The 14,048-nt window shown below is 37.5% G+C and carries 14 protein-coding genes; 7 read left to right on the top strand and 7 right to left on the bottom strand.

Features of this window, described 5'->3' with window-relative positions; genetic code table 11:
• Window positions 1-45: 45 nt before the first annotated feature.
• On the top strand, window positions 46-789 hold the full coding sequence (locus ABTV71_RS18210) for a hypothetical protein (RefSeq protein WP_433900591.1): 744 nt from the start codon (window positions 46-48) through the stop codon (window positions 787-789).
• A gap of 335 nt (window positions 790-1,124) precedes the next feature.
• Window positions 1,125-2,177, top strand: a complete 1,053-nt coding sequence (locus ABTV71_RS18205; RefSeq protein WP_433900590.1) for a hypothetical protein — start codon at window positions 1,125-1,127, stop codon at window positions 2,175-2,177.
• 103 nt (window positions 2,178-2,280) lie between these two features.
• Here ABTV71_RS18205 and ABTV71_RS18200 read toward each other — a convergent pair whose 3' ends face one another.
• From ABTV71_RS18200 to ABTV71_RS18170, 7 genes are all read right to left on the bottom strand, one after another.
• Window positions 2,281-2,736 carry a VOC family protein gene (locus ABTV71_RS18200; protein WP_121127036.1) on the bottom strand — a complete coding sequence of 152 codons (456 nt, stop codon included), beginning with the start codon at window positions 2,734-2,736 and terminating at the stop codon, window positions 2,281-2,283.
• A 52-nt stretch (window positions 2,737-2,788) separates the two neighbouring features.
• Window positions 2,789-3,223: a GNAT family N-acetyltransferase gene (locus ABTV71_RS18195; protein WP_433900589.1), complete on the bottom strand. Its 435-nt coding sequence runs from the start codon at window positions 3,221-3,223 to the stop codon at window positions 2,789-2,791.
• Window positions 3,224-3,250: 27 nt separating this feature from the next.
• Window positions 3,251-4,654 (bottom strand): dihydrolipoyl dehydrogenase, encoded by a 1,404-nt coding sequence (gene lpdA / locus ABTV71_RS18190; RefSeq protein WP_433900588.1) that lies wholly within the window; start codon window positions 4,652-4,654, stop codon window positions 3,251-3,253.
• A 70-nt stretch (window positions 4,655-4,724) separates the two neighbouring features.
• Window positions 4,725-5,321, bottom strand: a complete 597-nt coding sequence (locus tag ABTV71_RS18185) for a TetR/AcrR family transcriptional regulator (RefSeq protein ID WP_433900488.1) — start codon at window positions 5,319-5,321, stop codon at window positions 4,725-4,727.
• Between the two features lie 356 nt (window positions 5,322-5,677).
• On the bottom strand, window positions 5,678-6,532 hold the full coding sequence (locus ABTV71_RS18180) for an SDR family NAD(P)-dependent oxidoreductase (RefSeq protein ID WP_433900587.1): 855 nt from the start codon (window positions 6,530-6,532) through the stop codon (window positions 5,678-5,680).
• 22 nt (window positions 6,533-6,554) lie between these two features.
• Window positions 6,555-7,331 carry a type 1 glutamine amidotransferase domain-containing protein gene (locus ABTV71_RS18175; RefSeq protein ID WP_433900586.1) on the bottom strand — a complete coding sequence of 259 codons (777 nt, stop codon included), beginning with the start codon at window positions 7,329-7,331 and terminating at the stop codon, window positions 6,555-6,557.
• A 91-nt stretch (window positions 7,332-7,422) separates the two neighbouring features.
• Window positions 7,423-7,986: a Crp/Fnr family transcriptional regulator gene (locus ABTV71_RS18170; protein WP_121127044.1), complete on the bottom strand. Its 564-nt coding sequence runs from the start codon at window positions 7,984-7,986 to the stop codon at window positions 7,423-7,425.
• Between the two features lie 847 nt (window positions 7,987-8,833).
• On the opposite strand from ABTV71_RS18170, the gene ABTV71_RS18165 reads away from it, so the two are divergent.
• From ABTV71_RS18165 to ABTV71_RS18145, 5 genes are all read left to right on the top strand, one after another.
• A complete protein-coding gene (locus ABTV71_RS18165; RefSeq protein ID WP_433900585.1) occupies window positions 8,834-9,886 on the top strand; it encodes a DUF5694 domain-containing protein in 1,053 nt (350 codons plus the stop codon).
• Between the two features lie 670 nt (window positions 9,887-10,556).
• Entirely contained in the window at window positions 10,557-10,685 is a 129-nt protein-coding gene (locus ABTV71_RS18160; protein ID WP_262707666.1) for a hypothetical protein, read from the top strand.
• A 380-nt stretch (window positions 10,686-11,065) separates the two neighbouring features.
• Window positions 11,066-11,563, top strand: a complete 498-nt coding sequence (locus tag ABTV71_RS18155) for a hypothetical protein (RefSeq protein ID WP_433900584.1) — start codon at window positions 11,066-11,068, stop codon at window positions 11,561-11,563.
• A 546-nt stretch (window positions 11,564-12,109) separates the two neighbouring features.
• A complete protein-coding gene (locus tag ABTV71_RS18150; protein ID WP_121127047.1) occupies window positions 12,110-12,961 on the top strand; it encodes a helix-turn-helix domain-containing protein in 852 nt (283 codons plus the stop codon).
• A gap of 220 nt (window positions 12,962-13,181) precedes the next feature.
• On the top strand, window positions 13,182-14,018 hold the full coding sequence (locus ABTV71_RS18145) for an SDR family NAD(P)-dependent oxidoreductase (protein WP_433900583.1): 837 nt from the start codon (window positions 13,182-13,184) through the stop codon (window positions 14,016-14,018).
• The last annotated feature ends 30 nt before the right edge of the window (window positions 14,019-14,048 follow it).

Here is a 14,048-nt window from a genome sequence, read left to right as displayed (position 1 = left end):
CCTTTTGTTAACTTAGATTCATTCGATACTTTAGGGAATAAAACAATGAAGCATTATCTTCTTTTAGCCTTTGTAGCCTTGATGCTTTTCTTTAGCCGTTCGGTTTATGCGCAGCAGCAACCGGATACAGTGAGCTATTATGACCAGCATCGCGCACGCCGGGTACCGGTGGCTATTTATAAACCGGGGCATAAAAACGCCCCTGTGATCATATTCAGTCATGGGTACGGGCAGAACAGATCTGATAGTTATCTTTCCTACTCGTACTTAACTGATGAACTGGCTTTAAAAGGCTATTTTGTGATCAGTATACAGCATGAGCTTCCGACGGACAGCCTGATTCCATCTTCCGGCAACGTTCAGGTTGTCCGGCGTCCGTTTTGGGAACGCGGGGCTGAAAATATTGCCTTTGTCATCACTAACCTGAAACGATCATATCCTGAATTAAACTATCACAATATCACGCTGATCGGTCATTCCAACGGCGCAGACATGTCAGCTTTATTCCCTATCAGGTATCCGGGTGTGGTGAATAAGATCATCACGCTGGACAACAGGCGCATGATCCTTCCACGGTCAAGAAATGTCAAGGTACTTTCCCTCCGGTCAAGTGACCAACAAGCGGACAATGGTGTATTGCCGACAGCGGCAGAAGCAAAGGAGTATCCTATACACGTCGTCAGGCTACCTCATACGAATCACGATGACATGGATGATCATGCAACATCTGCCCAAAGGAAGGAGATTTTGGGACATATCTTCCGCTTTCTCGAAGTGAAAACGCATTAAAATCAACGCATGTGCTTAACGAGGAAAATCTGAATGCTATAGCTGGAACAGTTGTAACGGAAGCAGTATTTTAGTTTTTGGAACAAAGAATGTAGACTTATATGTGAACAAGGTTCCGGTGTAACCACTTCAAATTAGCATTCTGTTTTATCTTGTCTGGAAATTAACAAACTAAAGTATTTATTTCTATGGAAAGATAAATATAATTTACAGTATTGGGCTCTGGTTAATTTTAATGTGTTGGTTTATAGGTAAATAAAAGTAATAAATTTTAAAGGTTTTAAAATTTATATTTTTTATGATAGTTTCGGCTGAAAATTACTATGAGAAAAATTATGAGATTCTTCAAGTACGCCCTTTTGTCAATACTTAGCATCCTTGTACTTGCTGTTCTTTTTGTTTATATAAGCAGCCGAATTTTTATAGGTGCCAAGGATCAGAAATTTACAGATTATCTTAAAAGTAACCGGGAACAGATTTCTGACAGGATAGCAGGTAATTTATTTGATTCCAATTTCTATGATTCCCAGATCTTTCTTTTTGGGGAAATACATGGTTATGCTGATAATCAGAAAGTGGACCAATATTTACTGGAATTTCTCAATAAAAAAGCGGGTGTAAAATATTATGTTGCGGAAATGGATAGTAGTACTTCCAATAAGCTGAACAAATTTCTGTCGGGAAATTCAAAAGATCAGAAATTGCTCGCAGAGGTTGTAACAGCGATGAAAAAACGTATTCCGCAACAGTCCAGTAAAGAGTTGCTGGATAAGTGGAACTCCATTTACGACTACAACCAGACTTTGGGAGATTCCCTCAAAATCGCTGTCCTAGGTGTTGATACTGATTTTGACAACAATTCCCGTAAAATCTCAAGAGATTCGGCAATGATGGAAAATTTTACCAATTTGTTGAAAAGACATCATCTAGAAAATGAAAAATTTTATGGTCTTTTTGGGTTTTATCATGTGCTCCAGCATGGCCCAAATGGAGGGAAAAAACCATTTGCGGAGCGACTAAAGAATGCGGGTTTCGAGGTGAAAAGCCTTGTCAGCTACACGCTTGAAAGCGAAATGTATCTCCCCAAAAACCCGCAATTTCCAACGCCGAAAGATCAGAAAGTAAGCTGGATCAATGCAGACGGGCCAATGATGTCAGTGAAAGGAATCTTTGATTTTTCGGACCTAGTTAAGCCAAATTCCATGACTTTATTTAAGTTGGATGCTGAAGATTCCCCTTATGGAAACTCTGAGAAGCTGATAGCAATTAAGTCCAGAATGTTCGGTGAGAGCTTCAATCCGCAGAATGGGACTTCCACGCTAGATTATTTTCAATACATCGTGCTGCTGAAAAATTCAAAAGCACTGACACCATTAAAGCAGGAATGAGGTCGGACAATTTTTAATGTTATTAGCATATATTTAGGTTCTGGTATTCCACGAATCTCTGTTTATTTCCAGATAGTTGTCTTTTATATTCATATGTATTTATCTAATGAAATGAATTGATTTTTTGCCATTCCTCGTAGCTGAGTACGCCAAGCTCCGGCAGGCTTTTACCGTTCAGAATATGGATAAACTCCAGTTGATTTCCGTCTGGATCGTCAAAATAAAGGGCAAGTGCGGGCATCCAGGCAAAAACCATTGGTTCATTGCTGCCATTTTTGAGAAAATTATAAGCCTTTAAGCCGTTTTTCTCTAAAAAAGTACTTGCATCTTTTAAAATAAAATCTTTGGAACAGCTGAATGCAAAATGTCTTTTATGGAGGTGACCTTGTTGTTCCCAAAGTCCGAGCATTGCCTTTTTATTTTCTCCGATCCAAAGAAACGCAATCGGCCTGGTTTCATCATAGTGTGCAAGCTGTAGACCCAATATTTGAGTATAAAACTGTACCGCATTTTCCAGGTTGCTTACTTGGATGTGTGTCTCATATAATCCTTCAATCATTTTTATATATTTTATTCTTAATAATTAGCGTGTTGTAATAATTATGACCATTTCATTTTAGCATATGAATAATCGGATAATCTTTACCTGAGCTGTCTTTTTCTGATCTTCCTGCTTTTCTGAACCCTAATTTTTCATAAAATTCGACAGCCTGATAGTTTTGCTCATTGACGTCAACCTTTGTAATGCCTGTTGTTTCGTCCATAAATTGAAATAAGCACGTTCCATAACCTTTCCCACGATAGTCATTGTGGATAAAAAGCATTTCGAGATTTCCTTCTGATACCGATGAAAATCCGATAGGTTTCCCATTTTCAATAAGGAGAAATACTTCGATATTGGGCAGATAATCCTTTGGGATGACTTCTTTAAAATAAATAAAATCTTCTTGGGCAAGAAAGTCGTGCGTAGCTCTTACAGCGGATTCCCAAATTTCCATAATTCTTGAATAATCTTCTTTGGTCGCCCGCCTGATTTGTTGTGACATAATTCTAAATTAATAACTTTAAATATATTAAATATTCAATGATGGTCTTCCTGATGCTATTGTATAAGCCTCTTTTATTACCTCTGAATAAGTCGGGTGGGCATAACTCATGGTAGCCATACCATTCGCGGTTACTTCATATTCCAGTCCGACAACAGCCTGTGCAATCAAATCTGCCGCACGGGCGCCGATGATATGCACTCCTAATAGTTCACCGTATTTCGGATCGGAAAGAACCTTTACAAAACCTTCCGTTTCCATTCCTGCTCTGGCCCGGGCGTTCACTGAAAAAGGAAATTTACCGATAGTATATTCCACGCCCTGTTTTTTTAATTGCTCTTCGGTAGCGCCTACAGAAGCCACTTCGGGCCAGGTGTACACTACCGAAGGGATACGGTCGTAATTGATATGAGGTTTCTGACCATGGATTCTTTCCACGACAAACACTGCTTCTTCTTCTGCTTTATGCGCCAGCATCGCGCCACCGATGACATCTCCAATCGCGTAAATGTTTGGGGCTGTTGTCTGGAGCAATTCATTGACTTTCACCGTACCATTGTTATTCAATTCCACGTTGGTGTTTTCCAAACCCAGGCCGGTTACGTAAGGTTTTCTGCCGACAGCAACCAGGATATAGTCGGCGGTTAGGTCTTGTTCTTTCCCTTGTTTATTTTTGAAATAAACCTTAGCTGTGCCGGCAAGATTTTCAGCTTTATAGACTGCCTGCTGAAGTTTGATTTCCACGCCTTCTTTGGTTAAGATCTTCGTTAAAGCCTTTCCTAATTCACTATCCATCGTCGCAATAAGATTATCAGCATATTCTAAGATAGTCACTCTGGTTCCGATTCTGTTGAATATGGAAGCCATTTCCACACCGATCACGCCGCCACCGATGATCACAATGCTCGCGGGTTTTTCCTGCAATGCCAGCGCTTCGGTAGATGTGATAATCCTCTTTTTGTCGACGGTAATGCCGGGAATGCTGGACGGTTTCGACCCTGTGGCAATAATGAACTTATCTGAATTAATAACAGTTTCGGTATGATCATCGTGTACAATTTTTAAAGTTTCAGTATTGACAAAAGAACCTGAGCCCCTGAAAACCGTGATCTTATTTTTTCTCATCAGGAAATCCAGACCTTGCGTGTTTTTGGTCACTACCTCGCTTTTTCGTTTAAAAAGCTGTTCAACATTGAGCCGGAGATCCGAATATTCAATGCCATGTGCCCGGAAACTGCTGAGCGCATCTGCATAATGATGCGTGCTGTCCAGCAATGCTTTTGTAGGAATGCAACCTACGTTGGTACAAGTGCCACCCAGCGTATTATACTTTTCAATGATGGCTGTTTTATAACCTAATTGAGCGCTTCTGATGGCTGCCACATATCCGCCGGGACCTGAGCCTATTACGGTAATATCAAATGTTTCCATTTTATTGTTTATATATTTTTAATTGTCTAAAAAAAAATAAACCGATTGGTCTTTTTGTGGTCAAAAAAAATTATGCTTTCAAATTCCTGATCAGTTTTTCTAAAAAAGACATCGCTATATTCAGCTCTGTCATATGATTGTTGACCTTTGCCTGCATAAACGCACCTTCGATCATTGAAATCATCACTATTGCAATTTCGGCCGGATCGGTATCTGCTTTTATTTCGTTTCTATCGATACCGCGTTTGATTTGATTTTCTATGGAAGTCTTCCAAAAATCAAGGGCTTTTTGTACACGTTTCCGGAGTGCCGGATGTGTATCATCAGCCTCAGTAGCAGTATTTAAAATAGGGCAGCCCGCCTGTAAATAGGGATACCTGAAATAGTTTTTGTAGGTATGGGGATAAACCAGCAATCTTTCGATAGAATCTTCAGTTGCTAAAATACGATCTTTCATATGCTGGGTTACCTTACCAAAATTGTAATCAAATACACTTAATGCAATCTCATCCTTATTCTCAAAATTGCCATAGATGCAACCTTTGGAAAGGCCGGTAGCGCTCATGACATCATTTATGGATGTGCCAGCATAGCCATTCACATTAAAAACCGATGCTGTTTTTTCGATAATTAAACGTTTGGTATTTTCAGATTTAATCGTTTTCATCAAGCATGAATTTTAATACGGTATAAAAATATGAAAAAAATAAAACGATCGGTCTTTTTTTTTGAGAAAAATAATTAATGTGACTATTAGCTGATTGAGAAGATAAATGGGTTTTACGAACATTTGAATTTGTAACAATAAAATGGATACCAGGTTAAGCTGCAATATTTTTATTGATTTTTCCGGAAAACTCTTCTGGTAATAAGGCTCCTAAGGCAGAATATTACCATTTTCGATTTTACCATGTCTTACTACAAGATACTTAATAAAGGATACATGCGTAAGCATTCCACCGGTATTCTGAGGATATGTAAGAATAACAAAAAGGAAAAGGTATCGGATGCGAAATAAAATAATTATTTAAACAAATTTTGTGGATAATTACCTGTTTGCGGCACTTTGAGCATCGTATTGGGAAAGGTGGAATAAGAAAGTCCCTTATTCACAAGGATGAGAGGGAAAAAATTCATTTTGAGTTTATAAAAATCCAATATGCATTGGGGATTATCGGCGACTTCTTCGACTTTGGCGAAACGCTGTATTAAGGAAGTTGGGCGGATATCTTTGAAGAAATTAGCTTCCGCTTCAGCTGGAGATATATTGCCTGCGGCAGCCATATCATTTACGAAACCTTCGATCCCGCGCGATTTTGTTGGCCCCGGTAAAATAGCGTTTACTGTAACTCCTGTACCTTTAGTCATTTCGGCCATTCCCCGGCTGATGGAAATCTGTGCTGTTTTTGTCATTCCATAATGAATCATTTCCTCTGCCTGCGAAACAGCGGTTTCGCTCGAAATGAAAATAACACGACCCCAATTTTTTTCTTGCATTTTTGGGCGTAAGGTGCGGCTAAGGCGCACGCCACTCATAACATTGATATCAAAAAAGCGAAACCAGTCTTCATCCGGGATTTCAGCAAATGGTTTAGGTTCAAATATTCCCGCGTTATTAATAAGGATATCTATGTGCGGTAATTTTTGGATGAGCGCATTAATATCATCAACTTTACCGAAATCTGCTCCGATTCCGGATATATTAATGTTGCCCGACGTATTTTTTAAATTGGAAACAGCTTTATCTACAGCCTCCTGCGTTCTACCGTTGATAATTACATCTGCACCTTCTGACGCTAACCTTTGGGCGATTGCATAACCGATTCCTGCAGTTGATCCACTTATAAATGCTGTCTTTCCGTTTAGTTGTAAGTCCATAATTTTTTTAAAATGTAAATGTTTATTTAAGTAATGATAGTATTGCTTCTCCTACAGCATGTGCAGACTGGGGATTTTGTCCGGTGACTACTCTCTGATCTACTGTTACGTGCTCTTGCCAAAGTCCTGACTTTTCAAATATCGCACCTTGTTCTATCAGTTTAGTCTCAAGTAAGAATGGAACTATGTTATCCAATTTCACTGCTTTTTCTTCCTCGTTGGTAAAAGCATTTATTTTTTTTCCGTCCACTAGATAATTGCCACTGCTCAGTTTAATATTAACCAATGCGGCTGGTCCGTGGCAAACTGCGCCTATAATGCCGTTGTTTTCGTAGATGTTTTTGGCAATGGTAGCGAGCTCTTCGTTATCAGCAAGATCCCACATTGCTCCATGACCACCTGCATAAAATATAGCAGCATATTCTTCTGGCTTGATTTGTTTAGGACTCATGGTATTTTCGACTTTTGTCCGATATCTCGTATTATTCCAGAACAGATAATTTACCTTGTCTTCCAGATTAAATCCATCTATCGGAGCTTTACCACCTTTTGGGCTGACAAAATCTATTTCGTACCCTGCGTTATGCAATACCTCCCACGGATGGGCAACTTCGGATAGATAATATCCTGTTGGTTCGTTAGTGCTTCCTTTTTTATCGTGACTGGTGACCACAAAGAGAATTTTTTTCATTTTATTTGATTTTGGAGCTTGTGCGTTTGCCGAGTTAACAACCCCTATAAATAGTGCAAGTGCCATAGCGATAAGTTTTCCGGCAAGATATTTAAATGTTATTTTCATTTTTGAACTGTTTGATTACAGTACAAAAGTGATGATTGTAGAAAGGGTGGGACAGGAAGTAAGTCACAAAATTTTTGTGATGTAGATCACGTTAGGAAGAGAGGCGGCTTAAAGTCTCTCTGGAAACACCGAGATAAGAAGCGATTAATGTCTTGGGAACTCGCTGAAATAAGATTGGAGAGCGCTGTAGCAGCTCTTCATAGCGTTCTTTTGCACTGCTGTTAAGTAAGGAAAGGATTCTACTTTGAAGCGCAATATATCCGAAATTAGATTTACGGCGAAAGAAATGTTCAATTTTATGCATCTCCGAGCAAAGCTTCTCGCGATTAGTAAGTGAAAGGCATAGTACTTCGACGGCTTCAATGCAGTCAATATCTAGGATTGCTTCGGTCTGGTTAAAATAAGCCTGGAAATCCGAAACCCACCAGTCTTCCATAGCAAACTGGAGAATATGTTCTTTGCCATCATTATTGGTGAAGGAAGCTTTAAGCAAACCCTTAACAACAAAATAGTCGTATTTCACTTGGTCCCCGGCCTGTACAAGGAATTGGTGCTTTTTAAGTTTTTTCGTCGTGAAATGAGAAAGGATATAATCGAACTCCTGATCGGTTAAAGCTGTTATTTTCTCAAAATGTTCTCGTAATAGCTTGCTCATTATATCTGTATCTTTCTTAAAGAAGGTATCTGGTTTTAAAATCCAGTATTGAGGGGTAAAATTACAAAAAATTACAAAGTGTATCTAATCAGCTTTGCTAAAGTGAAGAGGAATATGCTAAACATGCAGAAGTACTTCTAAGCACACTATTTTGTAGAATACTATCTTACATTTACTGTATTAAATTAACCAACCTCTAAATTTATGAGTATTTATTATACAAAAACTTAAGATCTTTTGCATGAGCGGCGTTAAATATAATCTATGCTAGCCTTGAAAATTGAATTACCTTCGCTATCGAAAATCACGATACCGCAATCCTGGCAGTTCTATCCGAGGTTCCAAATTATTTTTAAGATTGTTTAAATCAACTCGAGCAAAGGCATTATTGGAAAGAAATACTGTTCACAAAGCACCATGTGAAAGCTCTCCTTTCTTTGTTAATGACCAAGCTGTTTTTGGAAGTTTGCCACTTAATCATGGTTCATGGTATCAATATCATGTGTTTTTGCATCATATTCCTGAATAAATTACAATTATGGTTACTAATTCTTAAAAAATTCAATAATAACTTTATTTCCTTTTAAAGTTGTAAAAAAGGAACGAAAAACAGCGAGAGGGACAGAAATTGAAGGAAGTATTGAATTGAAAATATTAATCTTTAGAATTATGCATAGAGCAAGAATAATTGAGCAACATTTGGCCGTTGCGGTTAAAATTGTACAGATTTATTTGTATTTTTAGTTCTGTAGATGATATAAGTGCTTGGTATATAGCTTATAATCCGTAATATCAAGTTTTTAGCTGAATAAAGAACCTCCAATAACGGAATAATAGGATACGAAATATGAAGTATATCTTTTATTTATTTTTTTTAATCTCGATCAATGCCAAAGCACAGGATATTGAGGTTTTGTTAATAGGTGTTTCCCATGATTATAGTAAATATCCTACCCAGGATTTTTCCAGCATCCATCATAAAATTAAAAAATTTAAGCCTGATGCCTTTTTTTGCGAGTTTTTGAGTAGAGAAGACGAACGGTTGCTGATGGAATATTGGTGTAAACAGCCAAATATCACTCGGCTACATAAACTAAGGAACAATCGACCTATAAAAGAAGTACTACTGCAGTATACCGTTGACAGCTTGAAGGAACGATCAAAGCAGCAGCCAAATGATTATCATGTGAAAGCCGATTTAGCGCATGCCTATTATCTTGATCAGGATGTGGCAAATGGGCATTATCAATACTGGCAAGTTTATAATTTCCTGCGGCATCAACCTAATGCCGAATTTGAAAATTATATCGAAAAATTACTTAGCCCTAGGGTAGATACCACCGGACGAAGTATGAAAAGGCTAAAAACTTCTGAATACGCCTATATAGCCTTCCCGATGATGCAGGAGCTAGGCATAGAACAACTGATGTCTATGGATTGCCAGGACTATGATTTGAATTGGCAAGCATCGTGGGGAGCATTTGACGCAAAATTTGTCTTGTTTAGGAAAGATATAGCCGATTCCTCTAAAAATCATCTGAAAACGGCTTTGATAGCTATTGACAAGGGTTTTGAGAAATATGCTCATATCGAAAAGTCTTCAAATATGATAACCGAATGGTTGAATACTGATGAGGCCGCACAGATTTCCGCCTCAGGAGATTTTTACTTGCCCGATATGTATAATATGAATGGGTTTCCCAAAGAAGAAATGCTGTCAAAAATACATTGGTGGATCATGAGAAATGAGGGAATGTGTCATAATGTTGTCAACCGGGCTAAGATGGTAGGGGCTAAAAGAGTCGTAGTCCTAGCTGGGGCCAATCATAGAAAATACATGCAGGACATTTTCAAGACAATGCATGCAGTGAAAGTGAGAAACATCAATGAAGCAGACTAAAAGCGGTGTTATCATTCTATGCCATATAAGAATTCCGCTACGAAATCTATCTGCGGATTTTTATATTTATGTGTAAGCTTTATTTTTCTTAAGAATGGTATCTGATTGAAAATAAGTGACGTGCTGTTGTTTTTATGCTCTTATTTTTAATACGCAAAAAGGCTTCAGCATCACAATCGATCTTTGTGTTAATGAAAAGTTAATGCAGCACGAAGAAATGAGAGCATAAACCATCAAGAAGCTAATGGAGATGGAAACGAGCGAAAGAGTATGTACACTTTCAGCCTGTGAATCTGGAAGTTAAGGTGGGGTTTTCCGTCGATCGATAGTGATTACGACCTTCGGTTTATTTAGTATAAGAAAAGTGGAGGACTGCACCCGCTTGTTTCAGCTGCCTATCGAAATGCGGTTTCCGATAATCGATGACCTTGATTTAGTGGACTGGGATTTGTTTAAAGTACTCCTATTTCAACGGAAGTTCCATTGAAGCCGACCGCTGCCAGATCAGTATCTTGTTGGCCTGCTCAATAATCGCACAGGTTACTTGCAGCATAGTGACTCAAAGTTATGATTATCTTGTTTGAAGCGATCTGTCGTGAAAAAGTGCGCTTTCTTAGTTACATCTGTGTAATTAGCGGTTTTTATGTAAGTTTGGACATGCCATATTACGATGACAGCATATAAAGAGCATATCGAAATTTTTAAAGAAACTTACGGCAGCCGTTTTGAGGCCTGGCGGGCACTCATTGATCCAAAGGAGAAATTGTATCCGGTTTTGTTGGAAATGGGACGAAGGTAAATTTGAGAACAGTGGACTTGCAAATGAAATCGGCAGTATGAGATATTAATACGACATCCATACCACAGAGAATAATGCCATCAGCTATTCTTTCCAGAAACAAAGGTAGCCGAAAAAAATATCAAAAATACTTTTGAAATTGAGTCAGGGCATAGTTCATTGATTTCGAAACCGGTAGAATTGGTTTCAATTTTCAATAAAATAGCAAGTAGCAATTAATTAGTGGATTAACATTCTAGAACAGCTTTTATATTTAGATGAATGGTTCAGGGAATATGAACCATTATGCCAAATAATTGAACAGATCTGCAAAAAGATAATCTTTTCTGATTCGCAATTTTGAATAATCAATAGAAAATTTAAAATTAAAACATAAAATTATGGCTTTATCAAATTTGGGTATTTTTCATACCGTAATTGGAATCATAGCGATTGTGTCAGCAATTATTTGCCTAGTAAAAAACGGTAAAATCAATCTGGATACGCTGGCAGGAAAAATCTATTTTTACTTCACGTTGGTTTCGTCCTTGACTGCATTGGGTCTATCAAGTGTCAAAGGGGTTAACCCAGGTCATATTCTGGCATTACTGATCGTGATTTTATTATCTGTTGCCTATTTTCTATATAAAAGAAAGAAGGGCAACAATGGTTTTCGGTTTATAGAAAACTTTTTTCTATCGTTCAGTTTTTTTCTTTCCTTAATTCCTACCATTAATGAAACATTTAGCAGAGTGCCTGTTGGAAATCCGATAGCATCGGGACCAAAAGATCCAATCATTGGAATAACTATCCTTATAATCTTTGTTTTGTTCATTATTGGTTCAGTAATGCAGTTCAAGAAGCAAAAAAGAATAAATAATAATTATATTATGCGCTAAAATTTTTGAGTAATCAATGACATTGTTAGGAAAATATCCAAATGTCTTTGGATTGAATAATTATTTTGGCTATTTTAAATCCATAAAACCTACACTTCTGGTTTTATGGATTTCTTTGGTTAGGATAATGATGCTATTTCCTCAATCATAAGGCTTACTAAGATTTATTTTTAATACAGTTCACTTTGGCTGACCCAAATCAGTCCACTCTTGATCTAAGTTGACAAACAATTGAACCGATTTTTGCAAAGCTTGACTTAATACAAACCTGTAATTTCGATTTAATTTTTTAACAGGTTTTAAGATTACCTTTTAAAGAATTTCCCCTATATTGAAAATGCATTTTAATAAAGGTAAAATTGTAAATAATTCTAAACTGTATCTTATGAAATTCAAAAAATATCCGATTTTATTATATCCCACTTTGGTATATAGGGGGATCTGGTATTGTTCTTTCAGTTATTTCTGTCATCTTTGCTATCTATTTTTGGAGACGAAGGGGAGAATTAGAACCGATACATTCTTTTAATATTTATTTTTTTTTACATGATTACAGACTATAAGAAATTTGAGCTTTTTGGAAAAACACTGATTCAGAAAGTTGATTTTAAGCCACCCTTTCAATTTGCTTTTCCGGTTTCTGAACAGGCTTGCTTCCTTTATATGTTACGGGGTGAAATTGAATATCGGTCAGAGAGTGATCATCTGAAAATAGAAAGCCAACGTTCATTATTGCTTAATTGCCTGACATCCGGTCAGCAGATACAAAATGCCGATTCGCAAAAAGCGAACGAGATCATCATTGTTACCTTTCATCCTGATGTCCTTAAAAAAGTATACGATAAGGAGATTCCGCTGATCTTTAAACCCAGTAATCAGGTCACCAATCAGAGTAAAAGTGCGGTAAATAACGATTTTCTGATCCAAAAGTATATTGAGGGATTGCTTTTTTACTTTGAAAACCCGTCATTGGTAAATGATGAAATTCTTGTTTTGAAGCTTAAGGAAATCATTCTTTTATTGTCTCAGACCCGGGATGCCGAAAATATTCAGGTCATACTTTCACAACTTTTTTCCTCTACTACCTATTCGTTCAAACAGATAATAGAAGCCAATCTATTTTTTCAGCTGGGAATCGAAGAACTTGCCCAGAAAACGAATCTAAGTGTTTCTTCTTTCAAACGGGAATTTAAAAAACTCTATGACGATTCGCCGGCGAACTATATTAAGACCAAAAGGCTCGAAAGAGCGGCGCAACTGCTTTTGGCTACAGGTGAACGCGTCACGGATATCGCCTTTAATTGTGGTTTTAATGATCTAGCAAATTTTACCAAAAGTTTTCACGACAAATATCATGTTTCCCCTTCGAATTACCGACTGACGACAAGGGGAGAATGACAAATTTTCAACAAGAAAATTTTAGTTGAATTTTTCTGAATCTTAGATTCGGTAAAAAGGTTCCTTATACTATAAATGATAAGTTAGGTATTTTAAGAATAAAGCGATGTAATACTTTACAAATTTAACTTTCCTCATTTTGGTTATGATAATCCTCATTTTAGCAACGTAAGTACGTTTATTTAGAACCAGCTTTGTAGTATCATTAATACGATAAAAAATGGAAAATAGACAAAATGAAAAAGTTTGGTTCATTACAGGATCATCAAGAGGATTTGGAAAAATATGGACAGAAGCTGCTTTGAAACGCGGAGACAAAGTCGCTGCTACGGCGCGTAATGCCAATAGTATTTCCACATTAAAAGAAAAGTATGGCGATCAGGTATTGATTCTTGAAGTGGATGTAACCAATGCCTCACACGTGCAAAATGCTATTAACAAGGCCCACGAATATTTTGGAAGATTAGATATAGTGTTCAATAATGCCGGATATTCTTTGGTAGGAACCATCGAAGAGGGCAGTACCGATGAGATAAAAGCGATGTACGAAACCAATATAATAGGGCCTATCCATGTGATTCAGGCAGCATTACCTATAATGCGGGCCCAAGGTTATGGCCATATTTTGGGGACATCCAGCGCTGTTGGTATTTATAGTAATCCTCTTATTGGGTATTACTGTTCTTCAAAATTCGCGTTTGAAGCGATTTACGATAGTTTATCTAAAGAAGTTGCCGCATTTGGCATCAATGTAACGCTGATTGAACCGGGAGCTTATAATACTGAATTTGGCAGTGCAGATTCGCTAAAAATAGCCAGCAAAAAACTGTCGGAGTATGATGCTTTAAAAAGCAGGCTGATGGAAAATTTACAAAAGCTGAAACGAGGAAATCCTACAGCCACTCCCGAGGCTATATTTGCTGTGGTAGATGCAGAAAATCCACCGTTGAGATTACTTCTGGGTAAAAATGATCTGCCACATATCCGACAAATCTACGCTGAACGCCTTCAGGAATGGGAAACTTGGAAAGCTATTTCAGAAGCGGCCCAAGATTAATCCATCTAAGATATTTTTGACAAGCTACTA

Origin of the sequence: Sphingobacterium puteale (genome assembly GCF_050986225.1) — a bacterium.
GTDB classification, from domain to species: Bacteria; Bacteroidota; Bacteroidia; order Sphingobacteriales; family Sphingobacteriaceae; genus Sphingobacterium; species Sphingobacterium puteale.
Note: the sequence above shows the minus strand (reverse complement) of the source record. Positions and strands in the feature narration are given on the sequence as shown.

What these genes read in the sequence shown, in the direction of transcription:
- ABTV71_RS18145 (WP_433900583.1), top strand. Translation starts at nt 13,182, where the DNA reads ATGGAAAATAGACAAAATGAAAAAGTTTGGTTCATTACAGGATCATCA.
- ABTV71_RS18200 (WP_121127036.1), bottom strand. Translation starts at nt 2,736, where the DNA reads ATGATTGAAGGATTATATGAGACACACATCCAAGTAAGCAACCTGGAA.
- ABTV71_RS18165 (WP_433900585.1), top strand. Translation starts at nt 8,834, where the DNA reads ATGAAGTATATCTTTTATTTATTTTTTTTAATCTCGATCAATGCCAAA.
- ABTV71_RS18170 (WP_121127044.1), bottom strand. Translation starts at nt 7,986, where the DNA reads ATGAGCAAGCTATTACGAGAACATTTTGAGAAAATAACAGCTTTAACC.
- ABTV71_RS18195 (WP_433900589.1), bottom strand. Translation starts at nt 3,223, where the DNA reads ATGTCACAACAAATCAGGCGGGCGACCAAAGAAGATTATTCAAGAATT.
- ABTV71_RS18160 (WP_262707666.1), top strand. Translation starts at nt 10,557, where the DNA reads ATGACAGCATATAAAGAGCATATCGAAATTTTTAAAGAAACTTACGGC.
- ABTV71_RS18155 (WP_433900584.1), top strand. Translation starts at nt 11,066, where the DNA reads ATGGCTTTATCAAATTTGGGTATTTTTCATACCGTAATTGGAATCATA.
- lpdA (WP_433900588.1), bottom strand. Translation starts at nt 4,654, where the DNA reads ATGGAAACATTTGATATTACCGTAATAGGCTCAGGTCCCGGCGGATAT.
- ABTV71_RS18205 (WP_433900590.1), top strand. Translation starts at nt 1,125, where the DNA reads ATGAGATTCTTCAAGTACGCCCTTTTGTCAATACTTAGCATCCTTGTA.
- ABTV71_RS18210 (WP_433900591.1), top strand. Translation starts at nt 46, where the DNA reads ATGAAGCATTATCTTCTTTTAGCCTTTGTAGCCTTGATGCTTTTCTTT.
- ABTV71_RS18175 (WP_433900586.1), bottom strand. Translation starts at nt 7,331, where the DNA reads ATGAAAATAACATTTAAATATCTTGCCGGAAAACTTATCGCTATGGCA.
- ABTV71_RS18150 (WP_121127047.1), top strand. Translation starts at nt 12,110, where the DNA reads ATGATTACAGACTATAAGAAATTTGAGCTTTTTGGAAAAACACTGATT.
- ABTV71_RS18180 (WP_433900587.1), bottom strand. Translation starts at nt 6,532, where the DNA reads ATGGACTTACAACTAAACGGAAAGACAGCATTTATAAGTGGATCAACT.
- ABTV71_RS18185 (WP_433900488.1), bottom strand. Translation starts at nt 5,321, where the DNA reads ATGAAAACGATTAAATCTGAAAATACCAAACGTTTAATTATCGAAAAA.